This window comes from Streptomyces sp. NPDC001100, from assembly GCF_053598575.1.
In genome coordinates this window covers 74,415-91,925 of the sequence record NZ_JBSFKO010000004.1, presented here as the reverse complement: position 1 = coordinate 91,925, position 17,511 = coordinate 74,415, and the positions used below count along the sequence as shown (strand labels likewise).

The window sequence follows — 17,511 nt, the reverse complement described above, 5'->3', positions numbered from 1 at the left end:
CCGGCCGAGTCCGGCCGACGCCCGGCGCAGGTCCCCGACACACCCGGCGCCGGAAGGAGCCGACTCCCACCGGCAGTCGGGGCCCGGCCCGGAGAAAAGGCCGATCGGCCAAGTCCGGCGCGGGCCGGGTGGCGGGTCGATCGAGGGCGGCAGCGGATCGCATACGACGTCACGGAGATCGCGACGCGTGCCTGGGGCCCGGCGAGTCATCGGCCGCCCCTTCGGGCTCGCCCCGGAACCGGCCGGTCCGCCCGACGACCGGCGCAAGCCCGAGACATCCGGCGCCAGGGCGCCCGGCCCCCGGCGCCGTGCGCCCGAAGGGCCCGACGTCTAAAGGCAGTTGGGGGCGGGCCCGCGCAGGGCCGGCCGAGCCCGACTCGGGCCCGGCCGACCGCCATGGCGCATCACCGACCGCCCTGCGACAACCTCGGGCCGAATGCGGCCCCGGAACTCACGCGGTCCACTCCCGCCACCCCGAAGCAGCCGACGCCCGCCCGGAGTTGGCGCCCCCTCCCGGAACGGGAGCTCGTCAGCCCAGCCTCGCCCTCGCCAACTGCCGTGACTGCGCCACCAGTCGGTCCGCGCTGTCCCAGACCTCGGCGTCCTCCTCCAGGAAGCCGCCGGCCAGGTTGCGGGTGGTGATCGACACCCGCAACGGGCCCGGCGCCGGGCGGGAGCGGACGTGGACCGTGAGTTCGACGGTGGGGACCCAGCCCTTGAGGCCGATCTCGAAGGCCGTCGGGGGAAGCGCGTCCACTGCCAGGAGCAGGGAGAACGGGTCCGCGTCGCGGCCGTCCGCGAGGCCGAACCAGGAGCGCATCTCGCCCTTGCCGGAGGGCGCGCCCAGGGCCCAGCCGAGGGTGGCGGGGTCGAGCTTGAGCATCAGGCGGTCGGTGATGGCCGAGCTGCCGTCGACCGGCGCGGGACCGTCCTCCGGGCCGAAGCACTGGTCCATGGGCGGGAACGCGGGCGGTTTCGCCGCCGTACGGACGTCGTCCGGGAGCGCGTCCAGGTCTCCGTAGGAGGCCAGGACGCGGATGCGTTCGACCTCGCGGCCCTCGTCGTCGTACTGGAGGAGGGACGCCTGGCCCGTCGAGAGGGTGCGGCCGGTGCGGACCACGTCCGTGCGGACGACCGCGGGGCCCGGCTGGGACGCGGTCAGGTAGTGCGCGGAGATCGTGAACGGGTCGCCGTGCGGGAGGGCGTCCGCGAGGGCGCGGCCGAGGACGGCGAGGAGATAGCCGCCGTTGACGGCGTTGATGATCGTCCAGCCGGCCGAGAGGTCGATGTCGTAGACGCCCGGGGCGCGACGGGTGACCGCCGTGTCGCGGTCGAACTCGCTGTCACCGATCACGGCCCGCGTGGCCGCCGGTGCGGAAGCTGCTTCTGGCATGAATGAACCGTACAAGAGGAAATTACTAAGCGGTAGCTTTGGTGTTGCGGGCATATGAAACTACCGCCGGTCGGGTGAGGCCCCGGCAATTTCTTGGTAAGTGTCCGCACTCGTCCGTGACCCGCGGCCCGTGATCCCCCTCTTTGGGGACATGAGCCTCACCGGGACTCCGTTCCTCTACACCGCCGTCGTGCTGACGATCGTCGCCCTCATACTGCCGCTCGTGCTGTGGTCGCGGATGCGCGGCCCCAAGGTCGTACGCATGGCGGCACGGGCCCTGATGCTGCTGTTCGCGCAGGCCACGGCAGTCACCCTGGTCTTCGTCATGGTCAACAACGAGAACAACCTCTACGACAACTGGGCCGACCTGCTCGGCACCGGCAACCACGTCCAGCAGGCCGCGAACCTCGGCAAGAACGGCACCGGCGACATCTCGCTGAACCGGCTGCCCAAGGTCAAGCAGGACTTCTCCCCCGCCACCGGTCCCGGCATGAGCTCCGCCGGCCAGGTGGAGGTCACCCAGCTCAAGGGCCGGGTGTCGGGTGTGAACGCCGAGGTCTACGTCTGGACCCCGCCGCAGTACAAGGAAGCCGCGTACCGCCACAAGAAGTTCCCCGTCGTGGAGCTGCTGCCGGGCTGGCCCGGCTCCGCCAAGGCGTGGTTCGGGTCGATGCACGTGACCCAGCAGCTGGAGCCGCTGATGAAGAGCGGGCGGATCGCGCCCTTCATCCTGGTCGCGCCGCGCTACAACCTGCTGGCCGGCGTCGACACCGGGTGCGCCAACATCCCCGGCACGGTCAACGCCGACACCTGGCTCAGCGTCGACGTGCCGAAGATGGTCACGGACAACTTCCGCGCCCAGCCCGCGCCCAAGGGCTGGGGGGTCGCCGGCTACTCGGCCGGCGCGCACTGCGCGGTCAAGCTCGCCGTCGCCCACCCCGACCGCTACCAGGCCGCGGTGAGCATGTCCGGCTACAACGACCCGATCGGCGAACGCAATTCGCTGGCCGCGCAGAGCGTGGCCCTGCGCGAGGCGAACAACCCCTACCTGCTGCTCAAGAAGGCGGCCACACCGCCACCGATCGCGATGTACCTGTCCGGCGAGTCCGGCGACGGCTACCAGGCGGGCGTGGCCCTCGAACAGATCGCGAAGGCGCCGACGAGCGTGCACGTGGTGTTCCTGCCGCGCAGCGACGGCGGGCACACCATGGCGCTGTGGCGGCCCCAGGTGAAGACGGTGTTCCGCTGGCTGACCCTGGAGCTGGGCCAGAACCACCCCAGGATCACGAAGTCGGGGTCGGATCCTCTCGGGCATTCGACCGGCGGTTCCACGCACGCGGAGCTCGCCAGTGGAACCGCATCGCGAGCAGGCGCAGCACGAAAGCGGTGACGATCGCGAGTCCGCTGGTGAGCGGGGTCAGCGCGTCGTAGTGGATGCACAGCACGGAGATGGTGGCGCCGACGATCGCCGGGACCGCGTACAGGTCGCGGTCCCAGCGGAGCAGGGACGGGGTCTCGTTGGCCAGCACGTCCCGCAGCACACCGCCGCCGACGGCGGTGGCAAGGCCCAGGGCGGCCGAGGAGGTGAGGCTCAGCCCGTAGTCGTACGCCTTCACCGTGCCCGAAACGCAGAACAGGCCGAGGCCGGCCGCGTCGAAGACGTTGACGCCGGCCTGGATGCGCTCCACGTGCGGATGGAGGAAGAAGACGAGGAGCGCCGCGAAGAGCGGGGTGATGAAGTACCCCAGGTCCGTGAAGGCGGCCGGCGGCACCGCCCCGATCATGAGGTCCCTGAACAGCCCTCCGCCCAGCGCGGTGACCTCGGCGAGCACGGCGATGCCGAACACGTCGAAGTTCTTGCGGACGGCCAGCAGCGCGCCGGAGATGGCGAACACGAAGATGCCGACGAGGTCGAGCGTGTGCTGGACGGAGGGGCTGAACAGTTGCTGGAGCACCCCACATTGTTACCCGAGGGCCGTCACAGGGTGGGCTTGCCCGGTGTGTAGAGCCAGGTCTGGAACAGGTCGTCCAGCTGCCGGCCACTGATCTTCTCGGCGAGCGCGATGAACTGCTCGGTGCTCGCGTTGCCGTAGCGGTGCAGCTTCGTCCAGGTCGGCAGGAGCTTGAAGAACGCGGTGTCGCCGATGCGTTCGCGGAGCATCTGGAGGGTCATCGCGCCGCGCTGGTAGACCGCGGACGCGAACATCGTGTCGCGCTGCGGATCGGCCACGACGGTCTGCCAGAAGGCACTCTCGGCGGGGCGGGAGTTGTAGCCGGCCAGGAACGAGTCGTGCGCGGTGCGGGTGCCCTGGTGCTCGGCCCACAGCCACTGGGCGTAGGTCGCGAAGCCCTCGTTGAGCCAGATGTCCTTCCAGTGCGCGACCGACACCGAGTCGCCGAACCACTGGTGGGCCAGCTCGTGCACGATCGTCGTCTCGCTGCGCACGGCCGAGTAGGCGGGCTTGCTCTGCACCTCCAGCGAGAACCCCGCCTCCGGCATGTCGTCGACGATCGCGCCGGTCTCCTCGAAGGGGTACGGCCCGAAGACCTGCGACCAGTAGTCGGTGGCGGCGGCCGTCACGGCGTACACGTCGACGCTGTTGCTGTTGGCGAGGACCGGGTCGATGGCGACGTAGATCGGGGTGCCGCCGGGGGTCGTCCCCGTCTTGACGTCGAACTTCCCGATGGTGGCGGTGGCGAGATAGGTCGCCATCGGCTTGCTCTCGCGCCAGTGGGCGTACGTCGAGTCGCCCTTGTCGTACGTCGAGACGAGACGGCCGTTGGAGACTCCGGTCAGACCCTTGGGGGCCTTGATGCGGATGTCGTAGGTCGCCTTGTCGGACGGGTGGTCGCTGGACGGGAACCAGGTGGAGGCGGCGTTGGGTTCACAGGCGACGAAGACTCCGTCGGCGGTCTTCATCCAGCCGTAGTCGGAGCCGAACACGATGGGACCGTTGAGGGGTTCGGGCACACCGCCGTAGGTGACGGCGACCGTGAAGTCCTTGCCCTTGCGGAGGAAGTCCTTGGGCGTGATGCGCAGTTCGTCGCCGGTGCGGGTGAACTGGGCCCGTCTGCCGTTCACTTCGACCTTGGTGACCTCCAGCTTCTGCAGGTCCAGGTCGAAGGAGGAGAGGTTCTGGGTGGCGCGGGCAGTGAGGGTCGTACGGCCGTCGAGGCGGTCGGTGTCGGGGTTGTAGGCCACGTCGAGGGCGTAGTGCCGGGCGTCGAAGCCGCCGTTGCCCAGCTGGGGGAAGTAGCTGTCACCGATGCCGTCGGCGCCGGGGGTGGGGGCGGAGGAGGCGGCTATGACAAGAAAAGAGGCCGCCGCGGTAGCGAGGGCCCCCAGACGTGCCGAACGGGAGAGTGCCATGAGTCGTCCCTTCGGGTGCGTTTCCGATCAGTCGGACACGCTCGACTCTGCCCTCACTGCACATGTCATGGGCATGACTTTACCAACTTGTCATGCGTCACAGAGTAGTTGACCCTGACCGACCGCGGCATGCGAACGCCCCCGGTGACCGGGATCGGTCAACGGGGGCGTACGGATGGCCAGTTGCCGCCTACTTCGCCTCGCCGGGGCCGGCTTCCGGCTCGGTCGGGCCGACGGACTCGGCAGCGGGCTCGGCAGGTTCCGCAGCGGGCTCGGCGGCTTCCGCGGACTCGGCCGTCTCCTCGGCGAGCGTGGCCGCCACCGCGGCCGACGTCTCCGCCGACTCCTGCAGCGCCGTCTCGCCGAGCAGCTTCTCGGCCTCCTTCGCGACCGTCAGCAGGACCGTGTCCTGCGGGGCCTGGTCCGCGAAGTTCTCCGGGTGGTGACAGGCGACCTGCTGGCCGGGCACCAGCTGAAGGAGCGGCGGCTCGGTCGTCGTGCAGATCTGCGTCGCCTTCCAGCACCGGGTGTGGAAACGGCAGCCGCTCGGCGGTGAGATCGGCGAGGGTACGTCGCCCTGGAGCAGGATGCGGTCGCTCTTCGCGTTCTTGCGCCGCGGGTCCGGGATCGGCACCGCCGACATCAGCGCCTTGGTGTACGGGTGCATCGGCGCCTTGTACAGCAGCTCACGGTCGGCCAGCTCGACGATCTTGCCGAGGTACATGACCGCGATCCGGTCCGAGACGTGCCGGACCACCGAGAGGTCGTGCGCGATGATCACGTACGTCAGGCCGAGCTCCTGCTGGAGGTCGTCCAGCAGGTTCACCACCTGCGCCTGGATCGACACGTCGAGCGCGGAGACCGGCTCGTCCGCCACGACCAGCCGCGGGTTCAGGGCGAGCGCGCGGGCGATGCCGATGCGCTGGCGCTGACCGCCGGAGAACTCGTGCGGATAGCGGTTGTAGTGCTCGGGGTTGAGACCGACCACCTCCAGCAGCCGCTGCACTTCCTTCTTGATGCCGCCCTCGGGCTCGACGCCCTGGAGCTTGAAGGGAGCGCCGACGATCGTGCCGATGGTGTGGCGCGGGTTCAGCGACGAGTACGGGTCCTGGAAGATCATCTGCACATGGCGGCGCAGCGGACGCATACCGCTCACACCGAGGTGCGTGATGTCCTTGCCCTCGAACTCGATCTTTCCGCCGGTCGGCTCCAGCAGCCGGGTGATCAGCCGGCCCATCGTCGACTTGCCGCAGCCCGACTCGCCGACCACGCCCAGCGTCTCGCCGGACCTGACCTCGAAGTCGAGGCCGTCGACCGCGTGCACGGCGCCGACCTGCCGCTGCAGCAGACCCTTCTTGATCGGGAAGTGCTTCTGCAGCCCGGTCACCTTCAGCAGGACCTCGCCGGGGGCGGTCTCCTTGGTGAGGGTCCCGCCCTGGATCTTCGGCTCGTCGGCCTGCGCGGGAATCGTCACCGCTTTCTCGTCGTCACTCACAGCTTCGGCGCAATCTCTTCGGTCCAGATACGCTCCCGCTGTTCCTTGCCCAGGTGGCAGGCGGCCCAGTGCCGGGTGCCGACCTCGGCCAGCTCGGGGCGGACGGTGCGGGTGACGTTGTCCTTCGGGAGGTCCGCGTACGGGCAGCGCGGGTTGAAGGCGCAGCCGGACGGGATGTTGATCAGCGAGGGCGGGGAGCCCTTGACCGGGATCAGGCGGTCCTGCTGCTCACGGTCGAGCCGCGGCATCGAACCGAGCAGGCCCCAGGTGTAGGGGTGGCGGGGCTCGTAGAACACGTCCTCGGCCGGTCCCCGCTCGACGCAGCGGCCGCCGTACATCACCAGGATGTCGTCGGCCAGTTCGGCGACGACGCCCAGGTCGTGGGTGATGACGATGACCGCGGAGCCGAACTCCTTCTGCAGGTCCCGGATGAGGTCGAGGATCTGCGCCTGGACGGTCACGTCCAGGGCGGTCGTCGGCTCGTCCGCGATCAGCAGCTCGGGGTTGTTGACGAGCGACATCGCGATCATCGCGCGCTGGCGCATACCGCCGGAGAACTCGTGCGGGTAGCTGTCCACCCGCTTGTCCGGCTGCGGGATGCCCACCCGGTCGAGCATCTCGACCGCGCGGCGCCTGGCGGTCTTCTTGTCGACGTCGTGGTGGATCCGGTACGCCTCCACGATCTGCGCGCCGATCGTGTAGTACGGGTGCAGCGCGGAGAGCGGGTCCTGGAAGATCATCGACATCTGACGGCCGCGCAGCTTGCGCACGTGGTCGGGGTCGGCGGACAGCAGCTCGGTGCCGTCCAGCCAGATCTCGCCGGAGATCTGCGCCTTGCGCTTGCCGTACTGGCCGGCGGTGTGCAGGCCCATGATGCCGAGCGAGGTCACCGACTTGCCGGAGCCGGACTCGCCCACGATGCCGAGGGTCTTGCCCTTCTCCAGCTGGAAGGAGAGCCCGTCGACGGACTTGACCAGGCCGTCGTCGGTGGGGAAGTGCACCTTGAGGTCGCGCACTTCGAGGAACGCGGTCGGCGGCGGCGAGGCGGGGGTGGGCTCGCCCACGGCCGCTCCGGTCTTGCTGAGGTCGGTCATGCGAGCCTCACTCGGGGGTCGATCACGGCGTAAAGGATGTCCACCACGAGGTTGGCGACGAGTACCGCGAGGGAGGTGATCAGGGTGACGCCCAGGATGACGGGCAGGTCCTGGTTCTTGATGGCCTGGAGAACCGCCTGGCCGAGGCCGGGCAGGTTGAACGCCGTCTCGGTGAGGATCGCGCCGCCGATGAGGGCACCGAGGTCCATGCCGAGCATGGTCAGGATCGGGGTCATCGTCGAGCGCATGGCGTGCTTGCCGATGACGACCTTCTCCGTGAGGCCCTTCGCCCGGGCGGTGCGGATGTAGTCCTCGCCGAGGATCTCCAGCATGGTGGCGCGGGTGATCCGGGCGTACATCGCCGCGTAGAGGAAGGCCAGGGTGATCCACGGCAGGATCATCCCGCCGAGCCAGCCGGTGAAGCTCTGGTCCAGGGGCACGTACTGCCCGTCGAACCAGTTCAGCCCGAAGACGAAGATCGACAGGGCGATCATGCCGGTGAAGTAGATCGGGAGGGAGACACCCGACAGCGCGACGAGCATCGCACCGCGGTCCCACAGGCTGCCGCGCTTGAGGGCGGACAGGACGCCCGCCGCGACACCGAAGATCAGCCAGAGCACGGCGGCACCGAGCGCGAGACCCAGGGTCACCGGGAAGCGGTCGGTGAGCACCGGCCAGATGGCCTGCTCGCTGCGGAAGGAGTACCCGAAGCACGGGGCCGCGCAGTGGATGGTGTCCCCGCCGCCGGTGTAGGTACGGCCGACGAAGATGCCCTTGAAGAAGTCCCAGACCTGGACGTAGATGGGACTGGCCAGACCCAGCTTCTCCCGCACGCCTTCGATGGCCGCGGGGTCGGCCTGCTTGCCCACAAAGCTCAAGGCGATGTCGACGCCCGCCCACTTGGGGACGAGGAAGAAGATGCCGAAGACCACCATGATGATGACCACGAGCATCACTGCGGCGGCGAACAACCGCCTGATGAGGTAAGCGAGCACAGCTCTCGGCCCGCTGCGGACCGCGGGCCACCGGAGATTGTCCGGTGACCCGCGATCACGCCGCGCCGGCCTTCACCTGCCTTTCGTGCCGTTCGGCGGGTGTGCCGGGTTTACTTCTTCGGGTTCTTCAGGGCGAGGTTCACGAAGTCGTACGTGCCGTTCGTGCCCGCGCTGGTGTAGACGTTCGCCAGGTTGTCCGAGCGCCAGTTGATGAACTTCTCGAAGGTGAAGGGCAGGTAGTACGCGCCCTCCATCACCTTGTGGTTGATCTCCGTGGCGATCTTGGCCTTGCCGGCGTCGTCAAGGGTGGTGGTGTACGAGTCGAACAGACCGTCGATGGTCTTGTCCTTGATGAGCGCGTAGTTGTTGTTGCCGCTCTGCGCGATGTACTTGCTGTCCCACAGCGGCAGACCGAAGCCCTGGACCGACGGGAAGTCGGCGCCCCAGCCCATGATGATGATGCCGTAGCCCTTCTTCTTCACGTTCGTGGGGCTACCGATGATGCCGGAGGTCTGCGAGCCGTCGTACTGGTCGATCTGCGCGTTGATGCCGATCTTCTTCAGCGAGGCCTGGAGCGACTGGGCCGTGGCCACCTCGACCGGCTTGTTGTTGCGGACCGCGATGGTGGTGGAGAAGCCGTTCGGCTTGCCGCAGGCCTTGAGGGCTTCCTTGGCCTTGGCGATGTTGCCGTTCTTGTCCGCACCGGCGATGGCGTACGGGTCGTACTTCTGGCCCTCGCCACCCGGGATGGACGGCGGCAGCATGTTGGTGCCGATGTCACCACCGGCGACCGGGCCGCCTCGCGCGGTCTGCAGCGACACGTGGTCGGCACCGAGGATCACGGCCTTGCGGCACTCGATGTTGTCGAACGGCGCGACGCTCTGCGGGAAGACCGCGTAGCGGATGTAACCCGAGGTCGGGTTGTCCAGGTTGGCCTTGTGCTGCTTCAGGGCGGTGGTGCGGCCCTGCGGCGACATGCCGGTCTGGTTGATGTCGAGGTCGATGTCACCGTTGAGCAGACGCTGGTCGAGCTGGTTGGCGTCCGAGAAGAACTGAACGGTGATCTTGTCCGGGTAGGCCTTGCGGACCGGGTCCGAGGACTGCTTCCACGCGGTGTTGCGGACCAGGGTGAGGTCCTTGCCCGGCGTGTAGGACTGGAACTTGTACGGGCCCGAGGAGAACGGGTGCAGCGTGTACTTGGCCTTGGTGTCCTTGTCCTGCCGGACCGGCGAGGCGGAGACCAGGGACAGCATGTCCTCGAAGTCCGAGTTGGCCTTCGGCAGGTGGAAGACGATGGTCTTGGCGTCCGGCGTGTCGATCGCCTTCAGACCGAGATGGTCCTTCGTCGTGTCCTTGTAGGGGCCCTTGTACTCGCCCTTGGGGTCGAGGACGTCCTTCAGGTACGTCGGACCACCGGACAGCACGTCCTGCGCCCACACGCGCTCTATGCCGTACTTGATGTCCTGGGACGTGATCGCCTTGCCGTCTTCCCACGTGGAACCGTCACGCAGGGTGTACGTGTAGGTCTTGCCGCCGTCGGTGACCTTGGCGAGACCGGTGGCGAGGTCCGGAGTGAGCTGGGCACCCTCGGCACCCGGCGCCGCCTTGTTCGTGACGAGCGTGCGGCTGTAGTAGCGGGCGAAGTTCCACATGAAGCCGTAGTAGCCGCGGGTGGTGTCCCAGAAGTCGGCGTCCTGGGCGCCGCCGAACTTCAGCGTGCCGCCCTTCTTGGCCAGCGAAGCCTGAGCGACCTTCTCGTTCGCGGCGTTGAAGCCCGCGGCGCCGGTGCTCGAGCCCTTGTCGTCGCTGTTGCTGCCGCCGCACGCCGCCGTGGTCAGCAGTGCGGCGACCGCGGCAGCAGCGGCAAACGCCTGCTTACGCCGCCCTGAGGTGCGTTGGGTAGTCACGATCTCGGATCCTCCGGAATTTTGATGAGAGACCCCGTGATTGGTGCCACGGGACACTTGGGTATGGCGGCTCAGCGAGAGCCCTTCGGGTCCAGCGCGTCCCGCACGCCGTCGCCGAAGAGGTTGAAGGCAAGAACGGTGATGAAGATCGCCACACCCGGGACCACCATGTACATGGGGTCGGACTCGTAGTAGTCGATCGCGCTCGACAGCATCTGACCCCAGGAGGCGGTGGGGGGCTTGACGCCCACGCCCAGGAAGCTGAGGGCCGCCTCGGTGAGGATGTTGGTGGGGATCATCATCGTCGAGTAGACGACGATGGGCGCCACCAGGTTGGGCAGCAGTTCCTTGAACAGGATGTACGCCCGTCCGGCGCCCAGCGAGCGGGCCGCCTCGACGTACTCGCGCTCCCGCAGCGAGAGCGTCTGGCCGCGCACCACGCGCCCGATGTAGGGCCAGCCGAAGAAGCCGATGACCAGGATCATCACGAAGACGCGCACGCTCGACCCGGACAGGCCGAGCAGGTCGTTCGGCATCACGGAGACCAGCGCGATGATGAAGAGCAGCTGGGGGAAGGCGAGCAGACCGTCCATGACGCGGCTGATGACGGAGTCGACCCAGCCACCGAAGAAGCCGGCGAGGATGCCGAGGACGGTGCCCAGGACCACGGCGACGACCGCGGACATGAAGCCGACCAGCAGCGAGATCCGGGCGCCGTAGAGGATGCGGGCGAGGATGTCGCGGCCGTTGACCGGCTCGACGCCCAGCAGGTGATCGCCGCTGATGCCGCCCAGGGAACCGGTGGGCGTGCTGAACAGCGGGTCGATCAGGTTCTCGTGGTAGACGTCGGGGTCCTGTCCGAGCAGGTTGGTGATGACCGGCGCGAGCAGGGCGAGCAGGATGAGGACGAGCACGACGATGCCGCCCGTCAGGGCGAGCTTGTCGCGCTTCAGCCGTTCCCAGGCGATCCGGCCCAGGGAACGGCCCTGAACGCCCTTCGTCTCGGCGCTCACTACCGCCGCTTCCTCGGCCGCGCTCGGGGCCGTTTCCGCAGTCGGCTCGTGCAATGGTGCCGTCATCTGGCAGGGACCCCTCTCAACCGGCGGTAGCCGGCCCACACTTGCCGCTGTGGCGGCCATGATCAGTCCGTAGTACATCGGGGCGAACGGCCCCTGGTGCGGGAGTCTTCAACGCTTTGGTGATCTGCTGCCAGACTTGACGGTGAATGGATGCGTAAACGTGATGCGGGCTGGAGGGTTCCGTTATACGGACAACGGGTAACGCCCCCCGGACGCGGGGCAGTTGGGACAGATCACCGATTCGGCGCTTTTTGGGGCACCAGACCGCGATCTACGCGCGAAGAAATGTGTCGTCGACGTAAATCCTGCGGAGAAGCGGGGAAGAGGACTCGCCGGGTCAGTATCCACCACGGGCGGGCGGGTAGCCGTACCCGCCCGCCTGGGCGGGCGCCGCTTGGGCCTCGCGGTCGTAGAACGGGCGGGCGTTCGCCCGCAGCCACAGGGCCACCGGGTCGTAGTCGTCGGACATCGCCACGGTCGACACCGGCAGCCCGTCCGGGACCGCGCCGATCGACTGCTGCATCATCGCGCGCACCGAGTCCACGGCGGGCGGACTGGTGTCGTAGACATCCAGACCGATCGCGAGATACGGCGCCCCGAGCGCGGGCTGCACCCAGGCGCGGCGGAGGGTGCGGACCGCCGGGGTACGGTGGGCGTTCTGCGTGAGCAGGCCGTAGAACTGCGGGACCTCGATCGCCGGCTCCGTCAGGCGCAGGGGCCCTGCGGGCTGGCGCTCCAGGCCGGTGGCGATGCGGCGCAGGTCCAGCCAGGGGATGCCGACGCCGCCGCCGGGGGCGTGCGGGTTGAGCCAGAGGCCGAAGTGGTCGGGGTAGAGGGTGCGGGCCACGTCCAGGCCGTCGACCACCTCGTAGGAGCGGTTCCAGCCGCTGGCGGAGAGCTCCTGGGCGGAGGTCACGCAGGGGGCGTAGCCGTAGCCCTCCACGTGCATGTTTCCGTACTGGGCGTCCGGGGAGCCGGACTGGCCGTGCCACAGGAGCATCCAGATCTGGCCGGAGTGGGGGGTCGCGAGGGCGCGCAGGAGCGCCTCGTAGGCGTCGTAGCGCCCGGGCGTCACCTGGCGCAGCATGTGCTCGACCTGGCCGGTCGCGGTGCCGCTGGCGCTCACGTGTACCGCCCCTTCTGGTGGTTGGCCTGCGTTGGGGTCCAGCTTAAGCGCCCAATGGGTGGGGGCTCAGTGTCCGTTGGCGAGTGCGGGTGCGTCGTGGCTTGTCGCGCCCTGCGGCAGAGCCGCAAATCGACACAGCCCCGCGCCCCCGGGCCAGCTGCCCTCAACGGCGATTGCTAGTGACCCTGTGTATAGAAAGGACGCACTGTCTGGCGCATCCACTCCGCCACCGGGTCCTGTGTCACGTCGAGGAGGACCAGGTTGACCGGCCATTTGACCTCGGCCCTGGTGAGGGCGCGGGACAGGGCGTCCATGGGGGCCGCCCTCAGGTCGCCGTCCCAGTTGGTCAGTTCCACACCCACGAACATGACCGGGTCGGCGGTCTCGATCGCGGCCAGGCAGCGGCGGGCGGTGCCGACCACGCCGATGGCGGCGAACTCGGCGGAGGCCGCGGCGAGGAAGTCGACCGGGTCGTCCTGCCAGTCGGGTTCGAAGAGGCGGACCCGGCCGCCGCTGGTGGGGCCGTCCAGGGCGCTGCGGCCGATGCGGCACAGTTCGGCCACGGCGGCGGGCGGGAGCGGGATGCCGACCACGCCGTCCGGGTTCACCGCGATGCCCACCTGCGGGGGCAGCCCGCGGGCGAACTCCACCGCGGGCGCGATCGTGAACGACAGATGCGAGCCGACGACCTGGCGGAACTGCTCCTCGGAGCTGAAGACCGGGACGAAGGCCTGCCCGTCGATGTCCAGCGTGGGCAGGTCCAGGGGTCCGCTGTGCGGGCCGCCGCCGCTGGGCAGCGGGACCCAGACGAAGCTGCGGGACAGCACCTCGATGATCCGGCCGCCGGCCGAGGGCAGGCCGAGGGAGACCGAGAGCACCTCCTCCAGCTCGTTGCCGGGCCATCCGCCGTGCGGATGCGGGTGGGGGTACGCCTGACCGGGGAAGTCCGCCGGGAAGTCCATCTACCTACCGCCTGCTGGTGAAACCGCCTGCTGTAAACGTGCTGTGACGGAAAAGGCTAGCGGCTCAGTCCGCGAAGTCGATCCGGCGCAGCACGTCCGCCGCGTCCCGGTCCAGCAGGACCGCCGAGCCCACGCCGTGCGGCAGGTCGCCGCGCTCCACGGCGCACAACAGGCGGGCGGCGGCCCGGCGGTGGCGCAGGAACGCGTACCGCGAGACGCCCCGGCCGCGCTCGCGCTGGCCGTCGAGCGCGGTGTCCGGGCTGACGTCGAGGAACACCAGGTGCAGGGTGCCGCCGCGGCGGTGGGCGGCGCGGGCCAGCCAGCCGCGCACCCAGGTCTGGGTGCCGCAGTCGTGCACGACGGCTCCGGACGCGGAGCGCAGGGTGCGGCGCAGTCCGGCGTAGTGGGCGAGGCGGACCAGGGGGCGGTAGACCGCGTACGGGAGGAGGCCAGATATACGGGACGCCCGAGTCTCCCAGCGGTCCCTCGCGTCCTGGCTGTCGACGCGGGCTCCGTCGCCGCTGACCGCGCGCCGCATCAGCGTGGACTTGCCGCTGCCGGGCAGGCCGGTGACCACGACCAGGTCGCGGCGGCCGAAGCGGAGTCCGTGCGGGCTGCGGCCGGCGCGCTCGCGGAGGTCGCGGACGACCGGTGCCGGGCGGGCCGGGCATGCCTCCCCGGCCGGGGCCGAGGGCTGCTCGGGCAGCGTTACGGCCGAGGTCGTGGCGTACACCGTGGTCCTTGTCACCGTGATCGTCCTCCCTGCGGGGTCAGGAAAGATTCTCCCCAACGAACGTAAAGAGAAGGTAATGCACGGTGTCTCGCGGTTCCGTTCGCTTCCGGCCACAGGCCTGTTACAAAGCCTGTGCGATGATGTGCGCGCCTAACTGCATACCGGCCGCTTGAATCCGCGCGGGAGAGTCCCCGGTCGTACGTCGTCAGTCGTACGACGCTCGGGGCGCCGAAGGAGCAAGTCCCTCCCTTGAATCTCTCAGGCCCAGTTACCGCGCGGGCGAGGCACATCTGAAAAGCGGACCGCCGTCGCCGGTGGTCCCACCCAAGGTGCAACCCGTGACCCGTGCGTGTCCCGCGCGGTCATGGCGAACCTCTCAGGTTCCGATGACAGATGGGGAGGAACGACCTCGCCGTCATGCCTTGGGAGACCGACCGATGAGCAGTACCGCCGCCCCCCGTCGTACCGCGCTCGACGCGCTGCACCGCTCGCTCGGTGCGACGATGACCGACTTCGCCGGCTGGGACATGCCGCTGCGCTACGGCTCCGAGCGCGACGAACACCTCGCCGTCCGCACGAAGGCCGGCCTCTTCGACCTCTCGCACATGGGCGAGATCACGGTCACCGGACCGGACGCGGCCCAACTCCTCAACTACGCGCTCGTCGGCAACATCGCCTCCGTGGGCGTCGGCCGCGCCCGCTACACCATGATCTGCCAGGCCGACGGCGGCATCCTCGACGACCTCATCGTCTACCGGCTGGCCGAGACCGAGTACATGGTCGTCGCCAACGCGTCCAACGCCCAGATTGTCCTGGACTCGCTGGTCGAGCGAGCCGAGGGCTTCGACGCCGACGTCCGCGACGACCGTGACGCGTACGCGCTGCTCGCCGTCCAGGGCCCCGAGTCCCCCGGCATCCTCGCCTCGCTCACCGACGCCGACCTCGACGGCCTCAAGTACTACGCCGGTCTGCCCGGCACGGTCGCGGGTGTCCCCGCGCTGATCGCGCGCACCGGCTACACCGGCGAGGACGGCTTCGAGCTGTTCGTCGCCCCCGGTGACGCGGAGAAGCTGTGGGAGGCACTGACCGAGGCCGGAGCCGCGGCCGGGCTGATCCCCTGCGGCCTGTCCTGCCGGGACACGCTCCGCCTGGAGGCGGGCATGCCGCTGTACGGCCACGAGCTGTCGACCGCCCTCACCCCGTTCGACGCCGGGCTCGGCCGGGTCGTGAAGTTCGAGAAGGACGGCGACTTCGTCGGGCGCACGGCTCTTGAGGCCGCCGCCGAGCGCGCCGCCGAGCAGCCGCCGCGCGTCCTGGTCGGCCTGATCGCCGAGGGCCGCCGGGTCCCGCGCGCCGGGTACTCCGTCGTCGCCGACGGCCGGGTGATCGGCGAGATCACCTCCGGCGCCCCCTCCCCCACGCTGGGCAGGCCCATCGCGATGGCCTACGTCGACGCCGCGCACTCGGCGCCGGGCACGGCCGGTGTCGGCGTGGACATCCGGGGCAGCCACGAGCCGTACGAGGTCGTGGCGCTGCCGTTCTACAAGCGCCGGAAGTGACAGTCGTCGTAGCGTCGAGTCCGTGACCGGGCGGATCGCCTCTGTTCCCCCTGTTCGGCGATCCCTTCCGCATTCCCCCCTTCACCAGCACTCCCCCGCGTACAGGAGAATTCACGCCATGAGCAACCACCCCGAGAATCTGCGGTACAGCAAGGAACACGAGTGGCTGACGGCCGCCGTCGACGGTGTCGCGACCGTCGGCATCACCGAGTACGCGGCCAACGCGCTCGGCGACGTCGTCTACGCCCAGCTCCCCGAGGTCGGCACCACGGTGACCGCGGGCGAGTCCTGCGGCGAGCTGGAGTCGACCAAGTCGGTGTCGGACCTGTACGCGCCGGTCACCGGTGAGGTCGTGGAGATCAACTCGGCCGTCGTGGACGAACCCGCACTGGTCAACTCCGAGCCCTTCGAGGGCGGTTGGCTGTTCAAGGTGCGGATCACGGAGGAGCCCGGCGACCTGCTCTCCGCCGACGAGTACACCGCCTTCACCGCCGGCTGAGGAGTCGCAGAACCATGTCCGTCCTGAACACGCCCCTGCACGAGCTCGACCCGGACATCGCCGCCGCGGTCGACGCCGAGCTGCGCCGTCAGCAGTCCACGCTGGAGATGATCGCCTCGGAGAACTTCGCTCCGGTCGCGGTCATGGAGGCGCAGGGCTCCGTCCTCACCAACAAGTACGCCGAGGGGTACCCGGGCCGTCGTTACTACGGCGGCTGCGAGTACGTCGACGTGGCCGAGCAGATCGCGATCGACCGGGTCAAGGAGCTGTTCGGCGCCGAGTACGCCAACGTGCAGCCGCACTCGGGCGCCTCCGCCAACCAGGCCGCCCTGTTCGCGCTGGCCCAGCCCGGCGACACCATCCTCGGCCTCGACCTGGCGCACGGCGGCCACCTCACCCACGGGATGCGGCTGAACTTCTCGGGCAGGCAGTTCGACGTGGTCGCCTACCACGTGGACGCGCAGACCGGTCTGGTCGACATGGCCGAGCTGGAGAAGCTCGCCAAGGAGCACCGCCCGAAGGTCATCATCGCGGGCTGGTCGGCGTACCCGCGGCAGCTGGACTTCGCCGAGTTCCGCCGGATCGCGGACGAGGTCGAGGCGTACCTGTGGGTCGACATGGCGCACTTCGCGGGCCTGGTGGCGGCCGGCCTCCACCCGAACCCCGTCCCGTACGCGGACGTCGTCACCTCCACCACCCACAAGACGCTGGGCGGCCCGCGCGGCGGGATCATCCTCGCCAGGCAGTCGTTCGCGAAGAAGCTGAACTCCTCCGTCTTCCCCGGCTTCCAGGGCGGTCCGCTGGAGCATGTGATCGCCGCCAAGGCCGTCTCCTTCAAGGTCGCGGCGGGCGAGGACTTCAAGGAGCGCCAGCGGCGTACGGTTGAGGGTGCCAGGCTGCTCGCCGAGCGCCTGGTGCGGGACGACGTGAAGGCCGTAGGGGTCGACGTCCTGTCGGGCGGCACGGACGTGCACCTCGTCCTGGTCGACCTGCGGAACTCCGAACTCGACGGACAGCAGGCCGAGGACCGGCTCCACGAGGTCGGCATCACGGTCAACCGCAACGCCGTCCCGAACGACCCGCGGCCCCCGATGGTCACCTCCGGCCTGCGCATCGGCACGCCGGCGCTGGCGACCCGCGGCTTCGGTGCCGAGGACTTCGCCGAGGTCGCGGACGTCATCGCGGAGACGCTCAAGCCGTCGTACGACGTGGCGGGCCTGAAGGCCCGGGTCACGGCGCTGGCGGAGAAGTACCCGCTGTATCCGGGTCTGTAGTCCGCGTATCGGGCCCTGCCCGGTC

Annotated in this window: 15 protein-coding genes and 2 riboswitches; of the genes, 4 read left to right on the top strand and 11 right to left on the bottom strand. The window is 69.3% G+C overall.

What is annotated here, in order from left to right:
• Positions 1-529: 529 nt before the first annotated feature.
• Positions 530-1,393 (bottom strand): thioesterase family protein, encoded by an 864-nt coding sequence (locus tag ACWDEW_RS06805; RefSeq protein ID WP_450510314.1) that lies wholly within the window; start codon positions 1,391-1,393, stop codon positions 530-532.
• A 151-nt stretch (positions 1,394-1,544) separates the two neighbouring features.
• Between ACWDEW_RS06805 and ACWDEW_RS06800 the strand changes: the two genes are divergently transcribed.
• Positions 1,545-2,783 carry an alpha/beta hydrolase gene (locus ACWDEW_RS06800; protein WP_450510312.1) on the top strand — a complete coding sequence of 413 codons (1,239 nt, stop codon included), beginning with the start codon at positions 1,545-1,547 and terminating at the stop codon, positions 2,781-2,783.
• On the opposite strand, the gene ACWDEW_RS06795 is transcribed toward ACWDEW_RS06800, so the two are convergent.
• From ACWDEW_RS06795 to ACWDEW_RS06750, 10 genes are all read right to left on the bottom strand, one after another.
• Positions 2,677-3,348, bottom strand: coding sequence for a trimeric intracellular cation channel family protein (locus ACWDEW_RS06795; protein ID WP_450510310.1), 672 nt, complete (start codon positions 3,346-3,348; stop codon positions 2,677-2,679). The genes ACWDEW_RS06800 and ACWDEW_RS06795 overlap by 107 nt on opposite strands.
• A gap of 23 nt (positions 3,349-3,371) precedes the next feature.
• Positions 3,372-4,763, bottom strand: a complete 1,392-nt coding sequence (locus ACWDEW_RS06790) for a M1 family metallopeptidase (RefSeq protein WP_450510308.1) — start codon at positions 4,761-4,763, stop codon at positions 3,372-3,374.
• A 190-nt stretch (positions 4,764-4,953) separates the two neighbouring features.
• Positions 4,954-6,258, bottom strand: a complete 1,305-nt coding sequence (locus ACWDEW_RS06785) for an ABC transporter ATP-binding protein (RefSeq protein WP_450510306.1) — start codon at positions 6,256-6,258, stop codon at positions 4,954-4,956.
• Complete coding sequence (locus tag ACWDEW_RS06780; protein ID WP_450510304.1) at positions 6,255-7,352, bottom strand: ABC transporter ATP-binding protein; 1,098 nt, start codon at positions 7,350-7,352, stop codon at positions 6,255-6,257. Before ACWDEW_RS06780 ends, ACWDEW_RS06785 begins: the two co-directional genes overlap by 4 nt.
• On the bottom strand, positions 7,349-8,347 hold the full coding sequence (locus tag ACWDEW_RS06775; RefSeq protein ID WP_450510302.1) for an ABC transporter permease: 999 nt from the start codon (positions 8,345-8,347) through the stop codon (positions 7,349-7,351). Before ACWDEW_RS06775 ends, ACWDEW_RS06780 begins: the two co-directional genes overlap by 4 nt.
• 110 nt (positions 8,348-8,457) lie before the next feature.
• Positions 8,458-10,254, bottom strand: coding sequence for an ABC transporter substrate-binding protein (locus ACWDEW_RS06770; RefSeq protein ID WP_450510300.1), 1,797 nt, complete (start codon positions 10,252-10,254; stop codon positions 8,458-8,460).
• Between the two features lie 71 nt (positions 10,255-10,325).
• Positions 10,326-11,333, bottom strand: coding sequence for an ABC transporter permease (locus ACWDEW_RS06765; protein ID WP_450510298.1), 1,008 nt, complete (start codon positions 11,331-11,333; stop codon positions 10,326-10,328).
• A 337-nt stretch (positions 11,334-11,670) separates the two neighbouring features.
• Complete coding sequence (locus ACWDEW_RS06760) at positions 11,671-12,459, bottom strand: enhanced serine sensitivity protein SseB C-terminal domain-containing protein (protein WP_450510297.1); 789 nt, start codon at positions 12,457-12,459, stop codon at positions 11,671-11,673.
• A gap of 176 nt (positions 12,460-12,635) precedes the next feature.
• Positions 12,636-13,421, bottom strand: coding sequence for an enhanced serine sensitivity protein SseB (locus ACWDEW_RS06755; protein WP_450510295.1), 786 nt, complete (start codon positions 13,419-13,421; stop codon positions 12,636-12,638).
• A 64-nt stretch (positions 13,422-13,485) separates the two neighbouring features.
• On the bottom strand, positions 13,486-14,175 hold the full coding sequence (locus ACWDEW_RS06750; protein WP_450510738.1) for an AAA family ATPase: 690 nt from the start codon (positions 14,173-14,175) through the stop codon (positions 13,486-13,488).
• 149 nt (positions 14,176-14,324) lie between these two features.
• Positions 14,325-14,438, top strand: a riboswitch (glycine riboswitch).
• Positions 14,439-14,557, top strand: a riboswitch (glycine riboswitch).
• Between the two features lie 34 nt (positions 14,558-14,591).
• Between ACWDEW_RS06750 and gcvT the strand changes: the two genes are divergently transcribed.
• The 3 genes from gcvT to glyA all read left to right on the top strand — a co-directional run bounded on the left by gcvT (position 14,592) and on the right by glyA (position 17,486).
• Entirely contained in the window at positions 14,592-15,713 is a 1,122-nt protein-coding gene (gene gcvT, locus ACWDEW_RS06745; RefSeq protein WP_450510294.1) for a glycine cleavage system aminomethyltransferase GcvT, read from the top strand.
• A 118-nt stretch (positions 15,714-15,831) separates the two neighbouring features.
• Positions 15,832-16,212, top strand: a complete 381-nt coding sequence (gene gcvH / locus ACWDEW_RS06740) for a glycine cleavage system protein GcvH (RefSeq protein WP_450510292.1) — start codon at positions 15,832-15,834, stop codon at positions 16,210-16,212.
• Positions 16,213-16,226: 14 nt separating this feature from the next.
• Entirely contained in the window at positions 16,227-17,486 is a 1,260-nt protein-coding gene (gene glyA, locus ACWDEW_RS06735; RefSeq protein ID WP_450510290.1) for a serine hydroxymethyltransferase, read from the top strand.
• The last annotated feature ends 25 nt before the right edge of the window (positions 17,487-17,511 follow it).